Source organism: Mucilaginibacter sp., assembly GCF_025359345.1.
Lineage (GTDB): Bacteria > Bacteroidota > Bacteroidia > Sphingobacteriales > Sphingobacteriaceae > Mucilaginibacter.
Genome location: NZ_JANYGQ010000005.1, coordinates 1 through 21,961, shown reverse-complemented (window position 1 = coordinate 21,961; position 21,961 = coordinate 1). Strand labels below are relative to the sequence as shown.

The 21,961-nt window shown below is 43.5% G+C and carries 22 protein-coding genes; 15 read left to right on the top strand and 7 right to left on the bottom strand.

Translation table 11 applies throughout. The annotated features are described in order from the left end of the window. Nucleotides 1-12: 12 nt before the first annotated feature. The 5 genes from Q0R52_RS02020 (at nt 13) to Q0R52_RS02000 (ending at nt 7,450) form a co-directional block, all read left to right on the top strand. Complete coding sequence (locus Q0R52_RS02020; RefSeq protein WP_295791600.1) at nt 13-555, top strand: dual specificity protein phosphatase; 543 nt, start codon at nt 13-15, stop codon at nt 553-555. Then, complete coding sequence (locus tag Q0R52_RS02015; protein ID WP_295791598.1) at nt 552-1,604, top strand: acyltransferase family protein; 1,053 nt, start codon at nt 552-554, stop codon at nt 1,602-1,604. The genes Q0R52_RS02020 and Q0R52_RS02015 overlap by 4 nt, the downstream gene beginning before the upstream one ends. 78 nt (nt 1,605-1,682) lie before the next feature. After that, entirely contained in the window at nt 1,683-3,311 is a 1,629-nt protein-coding gene (locus Q0R52_RS02010) for a glycosyltransferase family 39 protein (protein ID WP_295791596.1), read from the top strand. A 219-nt stretch (nt 3,312-3,530) separates the two neighbouring features. Next, the gene (locus tag Q0R52_RS02005; protein ID WP_295791594.1) at nt 3,531-5,237 is read left to right on the top strand and encodes a beta-N-acetylhexosaminidase; all 1,707 of its coding nucleotides are present in this window, start codon (nt 3,531-3,533) and stop codon (nt 5,235-5,237) included. A 311-nt stretch (nt 5,238-5,548) separates the two neighbouring features. Continuing rightward, nucleotides 5,549-7,450: a hypothetical protein gene (locus Q0R52_RS02000; protein ID WP_295791592.1), complete on the top strand. Its 1,902-nt coding sequence runs from the start codon at nt 5,549-5,551 to the stop codon at nt 7,448-7,450. 76 nt (nt 7,451-7,526) lie between these two features. Here Q0R52_RS02000 and Q0R52_RS01995 read toward each other — a convergent pair whose 3' ends face one another. Both Q0R52_RS01995 and Q0R52_RS01990 read right to left on the bottom strand, forming a co-directional pair. After that, nucleotides 7,527-8,078, bottom strand: a complete 552-nt coding sequence (locus tag Q0R52_RS01995) for a ferritin (protein WP_295791589.1) — start codon at nt 8,076-8,078, stop codon at nt 7,527-7,529. Between the two features lie 134 nt (nt 8,079-8,212). After that, complete coding sequence (locus Q0R52_RS01990; protein WP_295791587.1) at nt 8,213-8,560, bottom strand: hypothetical protein; 348 nt, start codon at nt 8,558-8,560, stop codon at nt 8,213-8,215. A 187-nt stretch (nt 8,561-8,747) separates the two neighbouring features. On the opposite strand from Q0R52_RS01990, the gene Q0R52_RS01985 reads away from it, so the two are divergent. From Q0R52_RS01985 to Q0R52_RS01965, 5 genes are all read left to right on the top strand, one after another. Continuing rightward, nucleotides 8,748-9,050, top strand: coding sequence for an RNA polymerase alpha subunit C-terminal domain-containing protein (locus Q0R52_RS01985; protein ID WP_295791586.1), 303 nt, complete (start codon nt 8,748-8,750; stop codon nt 9,048-9,050). A gap of 24 nt (nt 9,051-9,074) precedes the next feature. Beyond that, nucleotides 9,075-9,461 (top strand): VOC family protein, encoded by a 387-nt coding sequence (locus Q0R52_RS01980; protein ID WP_295791584.1) that lies wholly within the window; start codon nt 9,075-9,077, stop codon nt 9,459-9,461. Between the two features lie 160 nt (nt 9,462-9,621). Further along, nucleotides 9,622-10,353, top strand: a complete 732-nt coding sequence (locus tag Q0R52_RS01975) for a class I SAM-dependent methyltransferase (RefSeq protein WP_295791582.1) — start codon at nt 9,622-9,624, stop codon at nt 10,351-10,353. Nucleotides 10,354-10,951: 598 nt separating this feature from the next. After that, nucleotides 10,952-12,130, top strand: coding sequence for a hypothetical protein (locus Q0R52_RS01970; RefSeq protein WP_295791579.1), 1,179 nt, complete (start codon nt 10,952-10,954; stop codon nt 12,128-12,130). Nucleotides 12,131-12,146: 16 nt separating this feature from the next. Then, complete coding sequence (locus Q0R52_RS01965) at nt 12,147-14,549, top strand: T9SS type A sorting domain-containing protein (protein WP_295791577.1); 2,403 nt, start codon at nt 12,147-12,149, stop codon at nt 14,547-14,549. A 290-nt stretch (nt 14,550-14,839) separates the two neighbouring features. Here the strand turns inward: Q0R52_RS01965 and Q0R52_RS01960 are convergent, their stop codons facing one another. From Q0R52_RS01960 to Q0R52_RS01950, 3 genes are all read right to left on the bottom strand, one after another. Then, on the bottom strand, nt 14,840-15,610 hold the full coding sequence (locus Q0R52_RS01960; protein WP_295791575.1) for a copper homeostasis protein CutC: 771 nt from the start codon (nt 15,608-15,610) through the stop codon (nt 14,840-14,842). A 194-nt stretch (nt 15,611-15,804) separates the two neighbouring features. Further along, nucleotides 15,805-16,812: a N(4)-(beta-N-acetylglucosaminyl)-L-asparaginase gene (locus Q0R52_RS01955; protein WP_295791573.1), complete on the bottom strand. Its 1,008-nt coding sequence runs from the start codon at nt 16,810-16,812 to the stop codon at nt 15,805-15,807. 166 nt (nt 16,813-16,978) lie between these two features. Next, on the bottom strand, nt 16,979-17,407 hold the full coding sequence (locus Q0R52_RS01950) for a DUF2007 domain-containing protein (protein ID WP_295791572.1): 429 nt from the start codon (nt 17,405-17,407) through the stop codon (nt 16,979-16,981). Between the two features lie 59 nt (nt 17,408-17,466). On the opposite strand from Q0R52_RS01950, the gene Q0R52_RS01945 reads away from it, so the two are divergent. The 5 genes from Q0R52_RS01945 to Q0R52_RS01925 all read left to right on the top strand — a co-directional run bounded on the left by Q0R52_RS01945 (nt 17,467) and on the right by Q0R52_RS01925 (nt 20,354). Then, complete coding sequence (locus Q0R52_RS01945) at nt 17,467-18,429, top strand: YafY family protein (RefSeq protein WP_295791570.1); 963 nt, start codon at nt 17,467-17,469, stop codon at nt 18,427-18,429. A 49-nt stretch (nt 18,430-18,478) separates the two neighbouring features. Next, entirely contained in the window at nt 18,479-18,826 is a 348-nt protein-coding gene (locus tag Q0R52_RS01940) for a DoxX family protein (RefSeq protein WP_295791568.1), read from the top strand. Between the two features lie 5 nt (nt 18,827-18,831). Further along, nucleotides 18,832-19,245: an EVE domain-containing protein gene (locus Q0R52_RS01935; protein WP_295791567.1), complete on the top strand. Its 414-nt coding sequence runs from the start codon at nt 18,832-18,834 to the stop codon at nt 19,243-19,245. A 137-nt stretch (nt 19,246-19,382) separates the two neighbouring features. Further along, on the top strand, nt 19,383-19,808 hold the full coding sequence (locus Q0R52_RS01930) for an SRPBCC family protein (RefSeq protein WP_295791564.1): 426 nt from the start codon (nt 19,383-19,385) through the stop codon (nt 19,806-19,808). Between the two features lie 78 nt (nt 19,809-19,886). Further along, nucleotides 19,887-20,354, top strand: coding sequence for a GyrI-like domain-containing protein (locus Q0R52_RS01925; RefSeq protein ID WP_295791562.1), 468 nt, complete (start codon nt 19,887-19,889; stop codon nt 20,352-20,354). A gap of 100 nt (nt 20,355-20,454) precedes the next feature. Here the strand turns inward: Q0R52_RS01925 and Q0R52_RS01920 are convergent, their stop codons facing one another. After that, entirely contained in the window at nt 20,455-20,742 is a 288-nt protein-coding gene (locus Q0R52_RS01920) for a hypothetical protein (protein WP_295791557.1), read from the bottom strand. 61 nt (nt 20,743-20,803) lie between these two features. After that, on the bottom strand, nt 20,804-21,961 hold a 1,158-nt coding region (locus Q0R52_RS01915), incomplete at its 5' end, for a dihydroorotase (RefSeq protein ID WP_295791555.1).

Below are 21,961 nucleotides of genomic sequence, written 5' to 3'. Positions count from 1 at the left end.
TACCGGTATATTATGATAAATAAGCTAAAAAGTGTTTTTACCGGGACTGGGCTGGTTTTGGATTATATGTATGATAACGCCCACCGTATAGTAACCGGATTGCCGCGTTTAAACCGATCGCAAATTACTGCACATTTGTTTTTGGGCAGCCAGTATAACCTGTTAGGGCTAAAAAAATTAAAAGCACTGGGAGTTACCGCCATAGTAAACATGCGCATGCATAACGATTACAGCGATGCCGAACACGAAGGGATAAAGTACCTGCACCTGCCAACTGTTGATAATACACCGCCACCTTTGGATATTTTATTGAAAGGTGCCGATTTTATAGATAATGAAATTAAAAACGGCGGTAGTGTTTACGTGCATTGCCGCCAGGGGCTTGGCCGTGGCCCAACTATGGCGATGGCTTATTTAATAAAAACAGGTTTAACTTATGCCGATGCCTATGCCATGATAAAACGGGTAAGGATATTTATAAACCCCAGGCCCGGGCAGATAGCGATGTTGAAGGAATTGGAGGAGTATTATAAAGTTATTACTAATAAAAAATGATGTCCCCAACCAAACCCCAAAACATTGACTGGATAAATAATCTCCGCCTTGTTGCGCTGTTTGCAGTAATAATGTTGCACAGCAACAGCGTATTGCTGATACAATACGGCAAGATTCCGTTGAGCGACTGGGTGGTTGCGGATTGTTTTAATGCGATAGTGCGTTTTGCGGTGCCGGTATTTGTTATGGTAACCGGGGCATTGCTGTTACACAGGGAATATGAAATTGGTGATTTTTTAAAGAAACGCACGGTAAGGGTAATTGTGCCTTTCGTGTTTTGGAGCCTGGTTTATATTGCCTATTCTGTATATAACGAAGACCTTGTATTGAAAAGTACAGTTTTGGCGAATGTTAAAATGGTTTTGCGTTTACTGGCGTCAGGCAGTTCGTACCATTTATGGTATGTATACATGTTAATTGGGCTTTATTTCTTTATCCCGGTTATAGGGAAGTTTGTGCGCAACGCGTCGGAAAAGGAAACACTGTATTTTTTGGTGGTTTGGTTTGCCGTAATTCTGATAAGCCAACCTTATATGGCGCGCTACGGATCATCTGTAGATACGCATTATTTTGTAGGGTTTGCAGGCTACCTTGTGTTGGGCCATTACCTGGCCTTCAAGAATTTTAAGATTAAACATTTGCGCTTATGGATGATCCTGCTGTTTATCGCAAGCATCTTGTTTATCGCAATTGGCTCGCGGTTAATTGTCGACAGTAAACAGTGGCCGGGTACCATGTTTTTCGAGCCGCTTAGTCCGCTGGTTGTGTTGCTTGCGGCCAGTGTATTTATGATTTTCAAATTATCTGCGCCAAAACTATCGCCGGTAATTATTCGAATCCGCGATTTTGCAGGCAGCTTTAATTACGGCATCTATCTTGCGCATGCGCTGATATTATATCTTTTAGAAGACCCGCTTGGAATAAGTTATAAACTCTGCACACCGGGAGTCTCGATTCCACTTACAGCGCTGATTTGTTTTATTATAACGCTGGCGTTGGTTTGGGTGGTTAATAAAGTACCATTTGTGGGGAAATGGATTTCGGGTTAATCTCCCAATAAAAACCCTGATAATTAGCGATTTTTTTAAGAGATTTGTGCCCTTGCAAACTGTGCTCATTTTATTTTAATGAAGAAACTTACAGAAGATAATGCAGCGAGGTCCGCAGCAATATTAATCTTTATAACATTCGCGCTTCGTTGCTTAATTGCAGGCTATACAGGGCTCGGCATCGGCGAATCCTACTACTTCCGCGGCGCGCTTAACTTCGATTTAAGCTATTTCGACCAGCCGCCTTTGTTTTTTTGGTTGAGCGGCATCAGTGTAAAAATATTCGGGTTAAATAATTTCGGGCTTAGGTTCCCGGCGGTGCTGCTGTTTGCCGGTACCAGCTGGCTGATGTTTCTGGTTACCCAGAAATTATTTACAGCAAAGGCCGGCTTTTGGGCGGTTGCGGCAATGAATTTAAGCGCGGTTTTTACCGTGGCTATCGCCTGTTGGTTTCAGCCCGATGCGCCGCTGATGTTTTTCTGGATGCTGGCAACATACTATATTGTTCAGTTAATGGTTGGCCCCGGCGCCGAGAAATCGGAAGCCACGCGTTACAGCCGCAGAACATGGTTGCTTTGGTTGGCGGTAGGGGTGAGCATGGGCTTCGCTACGTTGAGCAAATACCACGTGCTGTTTTTATTTGCAGGTGTATTTATGTTTGTGGTTACCAATAAAAGCCAGCGCCACTGGCTCCGTCATCCAGGGCCGTATTTAGCGGTGCTTATCACAATCATTATGGCATCGCCGGTATTGTTGTGGAACGCACAAAACGGCTGGGTATCTTTCGTTTTCCAGGGTTCTAGGGCAGGGGCAAGCGGTGAACATTTTAAACTGCATTTCGACTGGTTTTTCCGCAGCATAGGCGGTCAGGCAGCGTTCCTGCTGCCATGGATTTGGATACCCATTGTAAGACAACTATACATATCGTACAAATTACGCAAGCAACTGCTGGCTTACAGCTTTACATTTTGGATGGCTATACTGCCACTTGTGTTTTTTACGATAGTTACCCTATGGTCGAACCTGCAATTTCACTTCCACTGGCAGGCACCGGGATATATGATGCTGTTTATACCGCTTGGTTTTGGCATCGACAGGTGTTTAAGTACAACGGGCAAAGGCACTGTGCTAACCCGCAGGTGGCTTAACTTCGCGGTATATTTTACTTTGATTACTATAAGCGTGCTTGGTACCCACATGGTCACCGGGTTTTGGCAATGGTATGGTCCTAAATGGATGGTATACCACTTTCATGGCGACAATAACGACCCAACTATTCAAGGGGTAGATTATACCGACATAAAAACCCGTTTTGATAAAGAAGGCTGGACAAATAATCCCAACATATTTACCGGTACCCCACGCTGGTGGTTAACTGGTAAAGTCGACTGGGCGCTTAAGGGGACGAAGGACATCGCGGTGTTTAATAACGACCCGCGCAACCTGGCTTTTATGGTTGAACCGAAAAAGCTGGTAGGCAAAGACGCCATCATCATTAGCGACCAGGAGCAACTGGATGTTAATGCCGATGCCAAACCATTTTTCGACAGTGTAACACAATTACCTGACATTGATATAGTCCGCAGCGGCAGGGTAGAATATAAGCTGCAGGTTTTTTATGGAAAAAACTTTCATGTGCCGGCAGCTAAACGCATGGATCTACCATTGTACAGGCAACTGGTTGGCCTGCCGCCGTTTGGGAACTAAATTCAGGCACGAATGGTCACGAATTAAAGTGAATTTAATAAGCACAGATTTTTACGAATTAAGTCGAATTACACGAATTAAACAGGCATTAAAAACAAAACTAAGCTCCATTAATTAATAATGAATTTATTGAAATTAAGAACTCAATCTCCAGATAAAAGCGCCCTCAAAAATTCGTGTAATTCGTTAAAGTTCGTGAAATTAGTGTCACCTCAATTCGTGAAATTAGTGTTCCTCTTGATTGTTTTTCCATTTTTTCTATCTGCACAAAACGTAAATATTATCCCCCTTCCAAAATCGGTTGTAAAGGCAGAAGGGCAGTTTAAAATAAGCAACAGCACGGTGATTGGGATGAACGACAACTCATTACTGCCGCAGGCTAATTATTTACAAACAGAATTCCAAAAATATAACGGTTCCTCCATAGCGGTTGACCCGGATGAAACCAAAGCAACGATTGATCTGCAGCTGGTGAAAAGGGACGAACTGCCCGGCTCGTACAGGTTGAAAATAGAATCAACTAAAATAACTATTACTTCGGCCAGCAGCGAAGGGGTCTTCTATGGATTGGTGTCGCTATTACAAATGATACGCGCTCAGCCGCAAGGACTGGTTAATTTACCGGCGGTTGAAATAAACGATGCCCCGCGCTACCAATGGAGGGGCTTTATGCTTGATGAGTCGCGTCATTTTTTTGGGAAGGAAAAGGTTAAACAATTACTGGATTGGATGGCCTTTTACAAGCTGAACAAATTTCACTGGCACCTAACCGATGTTAACGGCTGGCGCATCGAGATAAAAAAATATCCTTTGCTGACATCGGTAGGTGGCATCGGCAACAAAACTGACACACTCGCACCCGCAAAATATTACACCCAGGCTGATATTAGGGAAATTGTGGCCTATGCGGCCGAAAGGTTTATAACTGTTATCCCCGAAATTGATATGCCGGGGCACGCTACCGCAGCAAATAAAGCCTACCCCGAATACACAGGCGGAAGCGTGGCTAAATATCCAAACTTTACGTTCGACCCAGCGAACGAGAAAACCTACCAGTTTTTGGCCGATATACTGAAAGAAACCAACTCATTATTTCCGGCTGGGATGATTCACCTGGGTGGAGACGAAGTTGCACTGGGTATGCAAGCGTGGGCTGGGCGACCAGCTATAACGGAGATGCTTACCAGGAATAATTTCACTTCGCTGGCAGATTTGGAGCATTATTTTTTCCGCCGCATGGCCGATTCAGTCGTCAAAATGAACAGCAAAATTTTATGCTGGGATGAAGCTGCGGAAACAGACTTGCCTGCTGATAAAACAATAGTATTCTGGTGGCGGCAAAATGTTCCTTCGCAACTAAGGCTGGCCTTGCAGAAAAAATACCAGGTGGTACTGTGCCCAAGACTTCCCTTGTATTTTGATTTTGTGCAGGATAAAAGCCATATCGCCGGGCGCCGTTGGAGCAGCACTCAATTTAGTACGGTGAGCGGCGTGTACAATTTCCCTTATAAAGAATTTCCGGCTGATGAAATACAATCCCCGCTTATACTTGGTGTGCAGGCAAATTTGTGGACTGAACTAGTTGAATCGCCGAAGCGCCTTGATTTTATGGTGTTTCCCCGCCTGGCAGCGCTATCAGAAGCAGCTTGGACGGACTCGGCACGTAAAGATGAGACATCATTTAATGAAAGGCTGAAAGTTAATTTTTCCTGGTACGATAAGGCTGGTATTTATTACTTCAACCCATTTGATATAACCATGCACCCTGAGCCGGTTGATTTCGCGCCTAAAATCGTCGTGAAACCCGGGAAGTATAAAAAGCACGGACATGGGCATAAATCAAAGGTTAGCAAGCATCATAGCAAAAAAGGCGAAGCTAAAACCGGGATTAAAAAGCATTATACAAAAGGTAAAAAGAGAAAATAATATTTCCCCCTGGTCATTATTTACCACAGAGGACACAAAGAAATTCACAGAGGATACAGAGCCTTAATGGTGAAAATTTCACGCCATTATTTTTTCTCCGTGCTCTCTGTGACTCCTCTGTATCGCCGTGGTTGTTTTTATCCCACGCAATGATGCAAAATTCAGCTTATCAATTTCCGCAATATCATTAACAATTAAGCTCGAATAGCGTTATTTTTAAAGCTGAAATAATTGTGAGCGTTTTGAGAAACATCTTTAATAATTCAAAAGGAACAAGGCCTGTATTTTTATTGGCGATAATCATATCATTAATGGCATCTGAAAAAAATGCCTATAGCCAGGCCCAGGTTGAGCCCTGGGGCAATATAACAGGCATCCGCAAAAGCGGGCAACTATTTGATTTTGAAACCAGCCTGCGGGTAGTAAGCACCGATAGGAAACACGCTGTATCAACTGCCAAAGAAAAGCAGCAGCCCCACTACAAACGCGTAAACGACGATGAGCAGGAAGTTACCACCAGTATAGATAGCTTGCATTTTACGGAAAACGTAAAAGATAACGGCAGCGGGAAGATAAAAGTAACCGTTCAATTAACCGCGCATAAAGATACTACCGTGCAAGGTGTTTATTTCGTAATAGCTTTACCCAATGAATTTTTAAACGGCGACCTGCGTTATTCAGGCGGCGACAAACCTGAACTTGACCGCTTTGTTAAGGCCAGCCCTGCGGAATATGACGATAATGCTAAAGGTTTGGAGTTAGAAACCGCCACGCGCAAATTTAGCGTAAAACCGGGGGGAAAATCGCTAATGATGGTACGTACTGAAAGTGTGAACGGGCAAAGCAAATTAACGCTTTTTATCCCGTTAAAACTCGGCGAGGTTAAGAATGGCGAAACGGTCGAAAAAGAATTTACTATCAAAGCCTCAGGCGAAATTGACGAGACCCCGGTTGCTCTTACCATAAACACCGCGCAACAAGGCCGGGCGTTTGAGGGACTGGGCGGTAACTTCCGCCTGCAAAATCCCAAAAACGACCCGCAGGTCATTGATTATTCGCTTCAAAACCTGCGTGTGGCTTGGGGACGTGTAGAGATGCCCTGGCGTTTTTGGCAGCCAAAACTAGATACTGACCCGAAAGTGGTTGCCGACTCCGGCAAAATTCATCCTGCTGTAATAAAAGCGATGGAAATGGCACACCGCATGGACAGCCTGGGCATCCCGGTAATTCTTTCGGCGTGGTTCCCGCCAGATTGGGCAGCCGAGGGTAAGCTCAATTTTCGACCAGTTAACGGTATCTGGGGCAATAAGCTGAATAAGGATAACATGGAAGCGATTTACAAATCCATAGCCGATTATATCATTTACCTAAAAAATAAATATGGTACCGAACCAAAGCTATTTTCGTTCAACGAGTCGGATTTAGGGATAAATGTAAGAGTAACCGCGCAGGAACATGTTGACTTTATAAAAGGCTGCGGTGCTTATTTTGCTGCGCATGGGGTAAATACAAAAATGCTACTGGGTGATAACTCCGACGCTACAACTTATACCTTTATCGACCCTGCGTTGAACGACCCGGATGCCAAACAATACATCGGTGCCATATCATTCCACTCATGGCGCGGCTGGGATACACCGATATTGCAAAAATGGGCCGATGCCGCCACCAAACTTGGCGTTCCATTATTAGTTGGCGAGGGCAGCATTGATGCCGCAGCCTGGAACTACCCGGATATTTTCCAGGAACCAACCTATGCGCTGGAGGAAATAAACCTGTATACCCGCATGTTGGCCATTTGCCAGCCGGCATCTATATTACAATGGCAGCTAACGTCTGACTATTCGCCGTTGATAGGAGGGGGGATATTTGGGAACAATGAGCCATTGCATCCCGGTCAACGTTTCTGGAACCTTAAGCAGTTATCTATAACACCAAAAGGATTGTATGCCGTGCCGATAACAAGTAGCAAAGCAGATGTTTCGTGCGCAGCGTTGGGCGATAATAGTAAAGGGGCGTACGCCATCCACCTGGTTAATAACGGCTCTAAACGCAAGGTGACTTTAACAGGCTTCCCCGCTGGTGTAAAAGAGCTAAACATTTACACAACAAACAAAGAGACAAGCATGAAACAGGGCAGCGTGAAAATAAAAAATGGCGCGGCAGAATTTAAAATGCCGGCCACGAGTTATGTGACTTTGATAAGCGAATAGTTTGAAAGTCTTGAGTCTTAGGTCGATAGTCTCAAGTCAAAAAAGGACTTAAGACTTAGGGCTTAAGACTTAAAAATCACGGATTCTCAACAGTTGTATCCTGCGCCAATACTGCGTCATCTGGGGTTGTACCCAAATCTTTGTCGAGGTTATACAGGGCATCGTCATTTGCATTTGCACCGCCGGCTTTTTTGATCTTGCCGAGTAAATCAAGCGCCATGGTTTCTTCCTCCGTTTGTTCTTTTACAAACCATTGCATAAAGTTCCAGGTTGCCCAGTCTTTTTGTTGCAGGCTCATATCTACAATGTTGTAAATCCTGGTTGTATTCTCAACTTCCGAAGTAAATACTTTTTCAAAACAATCGTTTACGCTTTTAGGGTCGGGCCCCGGTTCGGGTATGGCTGTTACCACCACCTTTCCGCCGCGCTTTAAAATGTATTCCAAAAACTTCATCATGTGGTTGCGCTCCTCGTTCGAGTGACGGAACAGGAAATTGGCAATGCCATCATAGCCTTTATCGCTGGCCCATGCTGCGTAACTCAGGTAAATCTGGGCGTTATGCGCCTCGTTGGTCATTTGGTCGTTAAGGGCTTTTGCAAGCGAGTCGGATAGTCGGTTAGTGTTCATGTCAGATAGATTTATCCACTAAACCAACCGGGCACAAAAAAGTTTACGCAGCAGGCAGATATGCAAGAATATTTTTGCAGACAGGCGCAGGATACCGGTTGTATCCCGCAGAAAATAAAACTAAGGTGTAAGAGTTAAACTTCCTTATAAGCCGATATATGGCTTGTTTTTATCGACAACATAAAAGATTTGCCTACACTGATTTTGATGCTTTTGTTTTGAAGCATGGCTTTTATAGCTTCATCAGCTTTAAGGGCCTCGTACAAATCGCGAGCTACAGCCGAGCCGCTGATATTATTGGTAACCTTGCCGTTTTCTAAGGCTATGTTAAAGGTATAGCCCGATTTGCCGCGGTCGCCGGCCGATTCAAAGTCAGTGATGTTCAGCTTAAATTGCTGTTCTTCGTTCAGGCTTCTCTTTAAGTGCAAACGGATAACGGGGATGTACCTTTTCCAGGTAGTTAAGTATTTTCTTTCTTCCATTGTAATTCAATAAAGGTATCATTAATAAAACGGTAATTAGCTAAACACGGCATATTAATGCTTAGTTAACTTATTTTGAACTAATTAAAACAACTTAATGGCACAATTTGTATAGTAAATTGGCGTGTTTGCACCCTTTGCCGGTAGTTTTAGACTTGTAGATTTGCTTATATTCAGTGAAAATACCATGGCAAACGAAAATAAAAACCTGAAAATCTGCGAGAACGGCCACAAATATTACAAAAGCAGTGATTGCCTAACATGCCCCATTTGCGAAAGTGAGCGAAAGCCGACAGATGGTTTTCTTTCAACACTTGGAGCGCCTGCGAGGCGTGCGTTAAAGAACAACGGGATAAAAACGGTGAAGAAGCTTTCGGAATTTACCAAAGCCGAGATTTTAAAATTTCACGGGATGGGTCCTGCTTCAATGCCGAAATTACTGGGGGCTTTAGCGGCCGAAGGATTGTCATTTAAAACCAGGGGTAAATAAACACCCTCATAAACCAATTAAATTATGTTTAAAAACACCAAAGCATACAGCGGTTTTTCGGTAAACGATATGCAAAAGGCCAAAGAGTTTTATAATGGTACCCTCGGCATTGAGATTTCCGAAAATGAAATGGGGATAATGACTTTGCTTATAGCAGGCGGTACCAAAATTATTGTTTACCCCAAACCTAATCATGAGCCGGCCACATTTACCATCCTTAATTTTAATGTGGATGATGTGGATAAAGCAGTTGATGGGCTTATAGCTAAAGGGATCAAATTTGAGCAATACGATTTCGGACAAATGAAAACCGACGAAAAAGGTATTATGCGCGGTAATGGTTATGGCCCGGATATCGCTTGGTTTAAAGACCCGGCAGGGAATATTTTATCGGTGTTGAAGGGGGAATAGTTGACTTAGGTGTTGGATGTCGCGTGTCTGTAATATCATATTTTTGTGATTATTGGTGATGTTAATTAAACATCAATATATTGCGTTTATCATCCAATGAAACCAATATACGACATCATCGGCACAACCTACAATACCACCCGGCAGGCCGACCCGTATATTGCAGGTCGTTTATTTTTTAAATCCTCACCCGTCTGGACTATACCTTGATATTGGCTGCGGAACCGGTAACTACACCATCGCCCTCGCAAACAAAGGGTTGAACTTTGTTGGTGTTGAACCATCGGAACAAATGCTGATGGAGGCGCGCAAGCGGGGTGAAACCATACTTTGGCTGCAGGGAACTGCTGAACAAATACCCGCTGATGTTAGCAATTTCGATGGGGTTATTGCTACCCTTACCATTCATCACTGGGCTAATCTTTTGAAATCATTTAGTGAATTAGCAAGAGTGATAAAGCCTGGTGGCCGGTTTGTGATATTTACAGCAACGCCCCATCAAATGGGACATTATTGGCTAAACCACTATTTTCCCCAAATGCTTCAGTTGTCTATTTCACAGATGCCGGCCTTTGAGGTTATTAAAAACGAATTGGGGGGCGCGGGTTTTGAAATATCTGCGACAGAAAAATATTTTGTGCAGGATGATTTGCAGGATACATTTTTATACGCAGGCAAAAATAAACCACAGATTTATTTAGACGAAGCCGTAAGAAAAGGGATATCGTCGTTTGCTGCCCTTGCTAATGCGGAAGAAATACGGACAGGGTTGTTAAAGCTTCAATTAGATTTAGAAAGCGGCAAATTCACCGATATAAAGAAAACATACAATAATGATTTCGGCGATTACCTGTTTATTGTTGCTGAAAAGAAAATTACTGATAATAAATAAGTTTACACCCTTAAAAAAGGGGTGGTAATAACCCAATACTCTCAATATACCGCGCTCTAATACGTTTAGCTTAAAAGCCCTGCTTATTTGAAATTGCAGCATTTGTTTGCCGTTAGCATTTATTTTCATGTGCTTGTTAAAATGAACCAGCGCTCTCTCGCCTTTTTTCATCGTGCGCGGGTTTTACTGCTATCCGAAACCTTTTCAACGTTAACGGCTTTTGTTTCGCCAGGTAATGGTTTACCATTTTTTGTAATACCCGTCCGTTAGGAGTAATTTGGATGGGGCCGGTCGGCGGTATTCAGATATATTCCCCAATACAGCAACAGGGATGACCAAACTGGCGGGATGATGTTTCCTGCTTTCTTCCAAAGACATATGTGATCCGGGTATTGAATAACAGCAATAACGCTCCGGGTGGCAAAGCCACTTTTGTGAAGTTATAATTTCTGACAACCGATTGAAATGGTGACGAGGATCACTAAAAATAGTAACAACAGTCACAAAAAAGGCCGGTATTCGAGGGGGCGATTTACGTAAAAAGGGTGATGACAAAAAAGCATGTTATCTTTTAACCTTCTATTAATTTATAAAGAACATGAAAAATCTTTTTAGCTTGTTTGTTTTTTTGACTTGTTGTAGCCAGGTCTTTTCGCAAACGGTGGTTGTTACCGACGATGCAGCGTATACTACTGGTAATACATCTTCGGTATTAGACGTCAAATCTGTTTTAAAAGGGTTTTTAGCCCCGAGGATGACCCAGGCCCAACGCACTGCCATTGCCACACCGGCTGATGGTTTATTGGTTTACCAAACCGATGCTACCAAAGGATTTTATTACTATAACGGAACAACCACTGCCTGGGTGTTGCTGGCAGCCAGTGTCAGCACTGACTGGAGTTTAGCCGGCAACGGCGGCACAAACTCAAGCGCCAATTTTTTAGGAACGACAAATAACGTCAGTTTTAAAATGCGCACCAATAACACACAACGCGTTTTGGTTGATAGCTTGGGCAATGTTGCCGTTGGCACAGCCCCAGTATTTACAGCAGGCGCGCCCCGCGAAAAATTCCTGGTGGATGCCGGTTCTTCTTCCAGTCCTACTACATCCTTTAACGTGATGAGCGGTAAAGGCTATATTGATAATTACCTGCAATTAAATATCCAGAACAAGGCAGGCACCGGCAGCGCGAGTTCGGACCTGGTGGCCAGTAATGACGCCGCCACGGAAACTGTGAATTTTGTGGATTTGGGTATCAACTCAAGCGGATTTACCGGAACAGGTGTGATTGGCGGTGCAAGTAATGGATATCTATATTCTACCGGCAACGATTTTGCTATAGGTAATGGTACCACGGGTAAAAACTTGATATTTTTTACCGGGGGTGTTGGCGCCAACGAACGCATGCGGATTGACGGCAACGGCAATGTTGGGGTTGCAACCACCAGCCCGACAGCAAAACTGGATGTTGGCGGCACTTATAAACTTGGCACTGCAGGCACAGTGCTGACCAATATGATCAAAACCAGTTTTACATTTACCGATAATACATCCTTTTCTTATGCTTCTGCAACGGAAGTGGTGACTGTGACTGTAACCGGCGCCAATGTTAATGCAACGGTGATTGTTAATCCGAGAACGGCGCTACCAAGTTCCATTTCTATGGCGTGGATACGGGTAGTCAGTAGTAATACCATTGCCATTGGTTTTGTAAATGCTGATGCTTTTCCGCGTGCTCTTGGTACCATTACTTGTGACGTGACCGTGATTCAATAGTGCTAAAAACAAGGCCATGAAAACTAAAAATAATATCATATCGTTAATCCTGGGATTGATAGTTATGCCTTCATTCTTATTTGCGCAAGGCATGAAAATTTCGTCAAACGCTTATGTAATTGCTAACAGCGGTTACGTTGTGGTAACCGGAAATGTGGCAAATTCGGGTGCTTTAAACTTGCAAACCGGGAGCTTTACTATGTCGGGCAATTATACCAATAGCAACGCTTACACACAGGGTTCCGGCAATATTGTTTTTAATGGTCAAAACCAGGTCCTTATTGATAACGGCTCCGGTACTATGTTTACCAATGTGTTTTTTAGCGGCAACGGCGGCTCGGGCAGTCCGGCCGTTATGAGTTCGGGTAATTTTTCAGTTTCAAGTCAAGGCGTACTACAGATGGTTAATGCAACTTCTTTAAATGCCAATGGCAATTTAACATTGAATTCGGATATAACCGGTTCAGCAACGGTGGCAGCTATACCTTCAGGTTCGACAATCACTAACAATGTAAATGTACAACGTTATATAAGCGGCGGCGCTTCCAAGTACCGAGGCTACCGCTTTTTATCATCACAGGTGTACACGGCAAAGGTGGGGAGCAATTATTATTTCGATCTGAGTTATCTTTCATCGTACGCACCGATTACGGGTAGCCTTGGTGCAGCAGGAGGAATGAGTAAAACAGGTAACCCTACTATTTATTTATACCGGGGCGATATTCTATTTAGCAATGGATCATTCAATGGGGGAAATTTCAGGGGGATCAACAAAATTAATAACTCTACGCTTTATTCGGTAGGAGTTGATTATGATGGAAGTTTTAACCTGTATGCAGGCACCGGCTTTTGGTTTTTTTATAGGGGGGACCTGACTAACATCAGCACAAAATATTTTTCAACCACCATCCCTGAATCAAATACCTTTGTATCCAAAGGTACACTGAATCAGCAAACAGTAACATTTGTACACTGGTACACCGGTTTATCCAACTTACAATATGCAGTAGTCGCCGGAAACCCTGCAACCTATGTAGGGTATAATATGGTTGGCAACCCGTATGCCAGCTCAATTGACTGGGACACCTTTAGCGCAACCATTTCAACAGCGGGTATTTATGGCCCACAGGTAAACAAAACAATTTATATATATAATGAAGCAACAAAAATTTATGGCACCTACGATGGCACCTTTGCACTAAACGGCGCCTCTGATATCATCCCAAGCGGGCAGGGTTTTTATGTACAGGCAAAAGATGCAACTGCGCAACTGATTTTTCATGAATCAGCGAAGACAAACGTCCAGGCAACCGGATCGAACCTGTTATTGAGTAAAAAGCCGGTTAATAGCGGCCCGGTGTTGCAATATGTACGTATGGCAATGTCAAAAGATTCGGATAACATAGAAGAAGCGGTTATCCGGTTTGAAAATACCGCAAAAGACGAATTTGTGATAGATGAAGATTCAAAACATATGGCAGGAACCGGTGGTGTGAATTTTTCAAGCTATACATCGGATAACATAACTGCTTCAATAAACGATATCCCATTACCAAAGAAGAGTCAGACAAAAATTAGATTATATGTAAGTACAACTGCTGATGGTTTATATAAAATAGAGAAGACCGAACTGAAAAACCTACCCGATATTTATGAAGTATGGTTGATGGATGCCTACAAAAAAGATTCGCTGGATATAAAACACAATTCCGTTTATCAATTTAATATACTAAGGAGCGATACAAATAGCTGGGGTGCAAACAGGTTTAGCCTGGTGATCCGTCAAAACAAGGCCCTTGGCCTGCATTTGTTGAATTTTGCTGCAACAAAAGCGACCAAAGGAGCTGAATTGGTATGGAAAACCGAAAACGAAGAAAACTATACCAACTTTACGGTTGAAAGAAGTTCAAACAATGGTAAAACGTTTAACATAGTTGGCGGTTATGTTTCAAGCAGCGAGGGAACCTATAGCTTGGTTGATAAAAGCCCACCGGTCGGAACAGACCTGTACCGCCTAAAGCTAGAGGATTTAAATGGCGCTATAACTTACTCAAATATTGTTACGCTGGTGTACGGAAACGGAAACAATTCCATTGCCGGCAATATTAATGTTTACCCAAATCCGGCGAGCGGTGTAATTAATTTAGCAATTAATCAAAGCAACGTGAATTCCACCGATGCTAATTCATCTGCGCTTAAAACACTTAGTTCAACTGTTGCCACACCAGCAACTGCAGCTTCACAATTATATGACATTAAAATAATAAGCATAGCCGGGTCAGTTATCACAACAACGACCTCATCCCAGCCTACGTGGCAAAACGATATTAGCCATCTGATGCCCGGTACATATATTATCCAGGTAACGAATGGTAGTGATAAAAGCCTGGTTGGAAAAGCAACTTTTATAAAATTGTAACTATTATTTTTAAGCAGGATGTGCAAATTACGGGGTAGGGAAAGGACTCAATGGGAAATATCCCAACACGTTTTTCTTTTTAAAAGACCTCGGCTTTTATGGATAACTGTACGGTCACAAACCTAATGTGCTCGTTGTTACTGATCAAAAATGATTTGGCAGTAACTCAACATCGCCAACAAAAAACCTTTCATTACCCTTAGGCATACAGGCATCGACTATGTAAAGCCGAAGCGTTTGTTTGCCAACATCCGCAACTTTTATATGAATTTAAAACGCTGTTTAGGTTATCAGAAGGAATTAGCTAGTTGGATGATATCTTTCACCCGGTCGATGTCAGTAACGTCGTTGCTGTATTCGTCGCCGGGATTTGCGCCCATAATAATATGGTCGTTTTTGTATGTCATTTTACTGGGAACCTTTACCCTTGCAGATGAGTGGATCTCGGTAGCACCTGTAAAACGCACTAAATCTGCGGCGTTTTTTTCATTAACGCCGCTGCCGGGCATAATTTTTATGCGGCTGGCTGCCTTACTAATTAGCCGGGCGATGTTGTAGGCACCTTCCATAGCTGTGCTTTTACCGCCCGATGTTAATATACGCTCGCAGCCTAACTCAATTATTTCTTCAAGCGCGGTGTCCATATCGGCACACATATCAAAGGCGCGGTGAAACGTTACCCCCAGGCCCCATTGCCTGGCCAGGCTTACCATTTCAGAACACCGCGCTTTGTCGATCGTGCCATCGGCATTGAGCATGCCAATTACCACGCCATCGCAGCCGGCTTCTATACAGTAGCGTATATCGGCCATCATAATGTTAAATTCCAGGTCGGTATATAAGAAATCGCCGGCGCGGGGCCTTATCAAAACGTATAGCTTAATGTGCAGCAGTTTACGGGCCATCAATATCTCGCCATATGAAGGGGTAGTGCCGCCCTCGAACAAATTTTCACAAAGTTCAACGCGTACCGCGCCCCCGGCCTGCGCGGCTAAGGCCGATGTTACAGAATTGGCACAAACTTCCAGCGAAACGGGAAGATTTTTGTGTTCATTGTTCATGGTTCATAGTTCAGGGTTTGTTGCTGGGCCGGCCACAAACCTGCGATGTAAAAAATAACGCTGCGTTAAGCTTTTAAACGAAAATTAAACGCGAATGGTTTTAAATTATTTAGTCGATAGACCATGGACCATAGTCCATAGAATTAGATATTTACTACCAATTGAGCTATGGTCTATCGCCCATGGACAACTTCTCAATAGAAACTCTTACCCGGGATCAACAAATCCTGTTTATCGGCATTGCAAACCGCGAAAGAGAAACCTTGCTGGATGGCATAAGCGCCATATTCGCCTTTTTTGTTAATGGCCAAAAAGCCAACTTGTATATTTTTAGCTGTGTCAGGTTTCTTTTTAATGATACGTTTAACGGCTTCTTTGCAGGCATCCTCTGGCGAGAAGCCCTGGCGCATAAGTTCGACTACCAGGAAGCTGCCAACATTACGGATAACTTCCTCGCCAACACCTGTTGACGTGGCACCGCCTACTTCATTATCCACATATAAGCCAGCGCCTATTATAGGGCTGTCGCCCACACGGCCATGTAGTTTAAAGGCCATGCCGCTGGTTGTGCATGCACCTGATATATTACCTTTGGCATCAATGGCCAACATGCCGATGGTATCGTGATTGTATTTGCTGCCCGGCTGATGTTGTTTATTTTCAATATTCATCACCGGCGAATATTTAGCGGTTTTGAGCCAATCTTTCCATGCTTTCTCTGATTCAGGGGTGAGCAGCTTTTCTTTTTTGAAGCCTTGCTCAACGGCAAACTGGGTAGCGCCATCGCCAACCAGCATCACGTGCGGCGTTTTTTCCATAACCGCGCGGGCTACAGATATTGGATGAGCTATATTTTCCATAGCGGCCACCGAGCCACAATTTCCAAACTCGTCCATTATACAGGCATCTAGGGTAACGTGGCCGTCACGGTCGGGGTAGCCTGCGCGGCCAACAGTGTGGTTGTTCATATCCGCCTCCGGAATTTTAACGCCAGCCTCAACGGCATCGAGCGCGCGGCCGCCTTTTTCAAGCACTCTCCAGGCTTCTTTATTAGCAGGAATGCCGAAATCCCAGGTTGATATTACAATTGGAACGCTGCCGGCCGGTTTATAAGCCACGGCCTTCGCGATTTTTGAACTTGACAACGCCGCCAGCGAAGCGCCGGCAGCCGATATTTTTATAAACTTACGGCGGTTAAACATGGCCGCTAATATATAAATTAGCTTCGCATTATCCCAGTTTTGTATCTTTATTGATACATGTTTAAATTATACGTAATATTCCGACGGGGAATATTCTTATTGGAAGCTTTTTTATAAAAAATTTTAAACTGATTTTGATTGAAGGGTGAGTCATTGGTAGCCCATATCATTCAAAATCCTGCTGACAGTTATTGCAGTGCCAGTTTTTTTGACTCGAAAACGGGTTTATCAAATTCACAAATGAACTTAACATGCCGGTTTCGTTTTCATCTTTTTCAATACTGGTTACGTTGGTAGAAGCGCAGTAGGGGCATACCACGTAGGTATTGTTTTCGTTATCAATTTCAAAGTGGTCGCTTTCGTGCAAGTCGCCCTCGGTGGCTAAAATTTCACGGCAGCGTTCAATATCTTTTTCGAATATTTTGAGTTTTACACCACCCACGGCGTTATTGTACAGCGGGTTGGCGCCAATTATGTTCTCGTCGGCAATAAAACAGCTGATACCGTTTGCTTCCAGCCGGCTGCGGATGATGTGCGCCAGCATAGGGTCGTAATACGATTCGAATGTTATTATTTTATCGTTATCCTGGTCCATGTTATTCAAAATAATAAAATTTGTGCTAAGATACTTGGTTTTTGCTTAATTTGGGGCACATGAACCGTATTGACAGAGTTTCGGCAATATTAATTCAATTACAGTCGCGTAGGGTGGTTAAAGCCAGCGATATAGCCGAGCGCTTTAACATAAGCCTGCGTACGGTTTACCGTGATGTAAAAACTTTGGAAGAGGCCGGCATACCGATAATAGGGGAGGCTGGTGTTGGGTATTCCATCGTTGATGGCTACCGGCTGCCGCCGGTAATGTTTACCAAAGAAGAAGCGACCGCCTTTTTAACTGCCGAAAAGTTCGTTGAAAAGCTCACGGATAATGCTACATCCGAACACCATAAATCGGCCATGTACAAAATACGGGCGATTTTAAAAACAGCTGAAAAGAACCTGTTGGAAGATATAGATAGCAGCATTGAGGTACTGCGCAGCCATAGCCAGTTAAAGGTGGATAATAAGGACCACATTCAAACCCTGCTGAACAGCATTGCCAAAAAGAGTGTAATTTGCATTGATTATTTTGCCCTCCACAGCCAGGAACATACCAAACGCGAAATTGAGGCGATAGGCATATTTTATAAAAGCGGCTACTGGCACTTAATTGCCTATTGTTTGCTGCGGAAGGATTATCGTGATTTCAGGCTCGACAGAATTATCGCTATTGAATCTACCGGTAAGACGTTTAACAGCAAGCACCCCACGTTAAAAGCTTACATAGCCCAAACCGCCAAAGACCAGGAACTGGATATGGTGGTGATTCGGGTTGAAAAATCAATTCACGGCCACCTGGAGTACCAAAAATATTATAGTGGTTTCGTATCCGAAAAAACAGTTGGCGGCTACATTGAAATGACGTTTTTGACGGCATCAATGGAAGGATTTGCGCGCTGGTTCATGATGTACGGCGACCACGCCGAAATTATAAGCCCGGATAGTTTAAAGGAGACGGTTGGAACCATAGCCGCAGCGATTTCTCAAAAAAATCTACAATTGATAAATTCCTACTGACATAGGGTTGTCATTCGCCTGTCGTTAATTTGATTAAACAACTAACGATATGGAAATCAAAATAATCATTTTTTGGGTATTAATAGCAGCTTATATAATACCCGGCGTTATTTTCGGCTTTAAAAAACTAAGCGGCCATCCAGATTCGGAAGCATATTTTAAACGATGGGGTTACCCCTTGTGGTTTATGCACCTGCTTGGCTTTACGGAAGTTGCATGCAGTATATTGATAGTATTTAGCCAAACCCGAATTTACGCAATAGGCATTTTTGCGACCCTGGTTGTTGGCGCCTTTTATACCCACGTAAAATATAAAGACCCCAAAAAAGACGTGATGAAGCCAGTGTTTGTCGGTATGCTTTTGGCCGTTATTTTTTCATTCACCTTTTGGATATAAAGCGTATGAAATACTGGATAGTGGTAGTATCAAAAGACCATATTGCCCGCGGCGTTGAAGGCGGCTTTATGCAGGCCAATCATGGCAAAGAAGGGCCGCTGAAACGTATGGCCGTTGGCGATGGCGTAATATTTTATTCGCCAAAAAAAACTTATGGGGGTAACGAGGTATTGCAGGCATTCACTGCAATTGGCGAGGTGGCTGACGATAAAATTTACCAGCACAAAATGGCAGATGATTTTATCCCTTACCGCCGGAATATCAATTATCATAGATGCAAAGAAACACCCATAGCACCGCTGATAAATCAACTCAGCTTTATTGAAAATAAAACTTCGTGGGGTCACAAATTTCGCTTTGGTTTTTTTGAGATACCGGAGGGAGATTATGAGTTAATCCGGGATAAAATGATTGAATAAGAAAATTAGTTGATTGGGTTGATTGGGAGTTGTGGTTGATTAAGTTGAATACCAACCATTCCTCGAAATTCAACCCAATCAACTCAATTTAACGTAATCCAACTTACTCAACTTAGCATAACTTAACAACTGAAAACATGAACACACTGACATCAGAAACAACCGTAACATTTAAGGCACCTATTGCTGAAGTTTGGAAAGGCCTTACCGACCCGGCAATTGTAAAAGAATATTTCTTCGGCACTAATTTGAAGTCGGATTGGAAGGTAGGGAACCCCATTACATTCACCGGCGAGTGGGAGGGGAAGACCTACCAGGACGGCGGAATTATCCTCGACATTTACGCACCGAAATTTTTAAAATACACCTATTGGAGCAGCATGAGCGGTACCGAAGACAAGCCGGAAAACTACAACAATATTACCTACGAGTTGAGTGAAACGCGCGATGGAACGACGTTAGTTATTGCCCAGGACGGCGTAAAAAGTGAGGAAGCTGCCTACCATTCCGAACAAATGTGGACAGCTGTCTTCGACGGGTTGAAGAAAATTATTGAAAAATAAGCTGTTAATGTAACTATTTAGTTAATCTTGTTAAATAATTCATTGAAAGTTTTTTATAAGTCGATATAACAAAAAGTAATGATAGCCAAAACCGAAAGATCAAGCGAAAATCAATTTTACCTTATGGGGATTTCTGTAAGGACGACTAACAAAGACGGGCAATCTGCCAAAGACATCGGGGGGCTGTGGACACGGTTCATCTCCGAAAATTTAATTGACCAAATTGCCGACAGGATTTCAGATGATATGTACTGCGTTTATACCGATTATGAAAGCGACTATACCGGCCAGTACACGGCCATATTGGGCTGCAAGGTTAGTTCATTGAATGGCATAACCAGCGGCTTTACCGGTACAACTGTACCGTCCGGCGAATACCTGGTTTATTATTTGGAAGGGGAGTTCCCGGCCAATATTGGTGCCGCCTGGCAACAGATATGGGCAAGCGATATCGATAGGAAATATGCCGCGGATTATGATTTTTATAAAGCCAACCCGAAGAGTTTTGAGGAGACAGAGGCAAGGATTTATTTGGGGGTGAAATAGTATATTTTATTTTTTGTCATTGCGAGGAGGACCGACGAAGCAATATCGTCTTCTCGCTCGCAATGACAAAATTTTTTGGTAAATGAAATAATAGATTTTCCTATATCGCCGCCACCAATTTGGCGAAATCCACATCACTAATTTCATCTTCCGTTGTGGGATAATACTTCTCCAGCAGCATTTTAATAAGCAAATAGCTTTGGGTTGATTGCAATAGCGGCGAGTTCAACTCGCTTATCAACGATCCGATTAATTGGTTCTTTTTAGTTTCGTATTGTTTTATCAGCAATGCCGATGTGCGTGCTTTGCGGCTGGCAGTAATTAAATCTTCAACCTTCTTTATCTCCTCAACCAAGTCCATCAGTTGAAACAATTTAACTTTCTTCATTTATATTTTTATTGCAGAAATCCCGCCTGAATTATTAAACCCCCGATTTAACTTAAACGAATTATCGTATAAAGCTCAGCCTTTTACCGGCCTCACCTTCTACTAAACTTCCGTTGGCCCACACAACGTTGCCCGATACAATGGTATAGGCAATTTTTGATTGAAAGGTTGTACCCTCAAACGGGCTCCATTTACATTGGTACAAAATATTGTCTTTGTTAACCTTCCAGGGGGCATTTAAATCGGCCAGCACAAGGTCGGCGTAGTAGCCTTCGCGTATAAAACCACGTTTTTCTACCTGGAAGCAAATGGCCACGTTGTGTGCCATTTTTTCGGCTATTTGTTCAAGTGTTATCTTTCCCTGGTGGTAAAGTTCGAGCATGGCCGGCAGGGCATGCTGCACCAGCGGTCCGCCGGATGGGGCCTGCAGGTAGGGTAGTGATTTTTCTTCAATGGTGTGCGGTGCGTGGTCGGTAGCTATTACATCTATACGACCATTGAGTACGGCTTTTAAAATGCCGGCACGGTCATGTTCTGTTTTTACCGCAGGGTTCCACTTTATCAGGTTGCCTTTGGTTTCGTAATCCTTATCGCTAAACCAAAGGTGGTGGATACAGGCCTCCGCGGTGATCCTTTTATCTTTCAGGGGGATGGAATTATCAAACAGGTAAGTTTCTTTTTCGGTAGATATATGCAGGATGTGCAGCCTGGTATTGTGCTTTTTTGCCAGGTCGACCGCCATCGACGACGAGATATAACAAGCCTCGGCGCTGCGTATTTTCGGGTGTAGCCTTACCGGGATATTTTCGCCCAATAGTTGCTTATAATGTTCAAGGTTGCTTTTTATGGTTGCTTCATCCTCGCAATGGGTGGCAACCAGCATGGGCGATTGCGAGAATATCCGTTCGAGCGTGCCGGGATTGTCAACCAACATGTTGCCGGTGGATGATCCCATAAAAACTTTTATGCCGCAAACGTTGGCCGTATCGGTACGCAACACCTCGTCGATGTTATCATTTGAGGCGCCCATAAAAAACGAGTAGTTAGCCAGCGATGTTCGGGCAGCAATGTCATACTTATCCTGCAATAACTCTTGTGTTAGCGTATTTGGCACGGTGTTGGGCATCTCCATAAACGAAGTTATGCCACCGGCTACCGCCGCGCGCGATTCTGTGTATATCTTAGCTTTATGTGTTAAGCCGGGTTCGCGAAAATGTAC

Coding starts and splice junctions, on each gene's coding strand:
- Q0R52_RS01925 (WP_295791562.1), top strand. CDS start 19,887: ATGATAGCCAAAACCGAAAGATCAAGCGAAAATCAATTTTACCTTATG.
- Q0R52_RS02000 (WP_295791592.1), top strand. CDS start 5,549: ATGGCATCTGAAAAAAATGCCTATAGCCAGGCCCAGGTTGAGCCCTGG.
- Q0R52_RS01960 (WP_295791575.1), bottom strand. CDS start 15,610: ATGAACAATGAACACAAAAATCTTCCCGTTTCGCTGGAAGTTTGTGCC.
- Q0R52_RS01920 (WP_295791557.1), bottom strand. CDS start 20,742: ATGAAGAAAGTTAAATTGTTTCAACTGATGGACTTGGTTGAGGAGATA.
- Q0R52_RS02010 (WP_295791596.1), top strand. CDS start 1,683: ATGAAGAAACTTACAGAAGATAATGCAGCGAGGTCCGCAGCAATATTA.
- Q0R52_RS01945 (WP_295791570.1), top strand. CDS start 17,467: ATGAACCGTATTGACAGAGTTTCGGCAATATTAATTCAATTACAGTCG.
- Q0R52_RS01965 (WP_295791577.1), top strand. CDS start 12,147: ATGAAAACTAAAAATAATATCATATCGTTAATCCTGGGATTGATAGTT.
- Q0R52_RS02020 (WP_295791600.1), top strand. CDS start 13: ATGATAAATAAGCTAAAAAGTGTTTTTACCGGGACTGGGCTGGTTTTG.
- Q0R52_RS01930 (WP_295791564.1), top strand. CDS start 19,383: ATGAACACACTGACATCAGAAACAACCGTAACATTTAAGGCACCTATT.
- Q0R52_RS01935 (WP_295791567.1), top strand. CDS start 18,832: ATGAAATACTGGATAGTGGTAGTATCAAAAGACCATATTGCCCGCGGC.
- Q0R52_RS02015 (WP_295791598.1), top strand. CDS start 552: ATGATGTCCCCAACCAAACCCCAAAACATTGACTGGATAAATAATCTC.
- Q0R52_RS01990 (WP_295791587.1), bottom strand. CDS start 8,560: ATGGAAGAAAGAAAATACTTAACTACCTGGAAAAGGTACATCCCCGTT.
- Q0R52_RS01970 (WP_295791579.1), top strand. CDS start 10,952: ATGAAAAATCTTTTTAGCTTGTTTGTTTTTTTGACTTGTTGTAGCCAG.
- Q0R52_RS01995 (WP_295791589.1), bottom strand. CDS start 8,078: ATGAACACTAACCGACTATCCGACTCGCTTGCAAAAGCCCTTAACGAC.
- Q0R52_RS01985 (WP_295791586.1), top strand. CDS start 8,748: ATGGCAAACGAAAATAAAAACCTGAAAATCTGCGAGAACGGCCACAAA.
- Q0R52_RS01940 (WP_295791568.1), top strand. CDS start 18,479: ATGGAAATCAAAATAATCATTTTTTGGGTATTAATAGCAGCTTATATA.
- Q0R52_RS01950 (WP_295791572.1), bottom strand. CDS start 17,407: ATGGACCAGGATAACGATAAAATAATAACATTCGAATCGTATTACGAC.
- Q0R52_RS01980 (WP_295791584.1), top strand. CDS start 9,075: ATGTTTAAAAACACCAAAGCATACAGCGGTTTTTCGGTAAACGATATG.
- Q0R52_RS01955 (WP_295791573.1), bottom strand. CDS start 16,812: ATGTTTAACCGCCGTAAGTTTATAAAAATATCGGCTGCCGGCGCTTCG.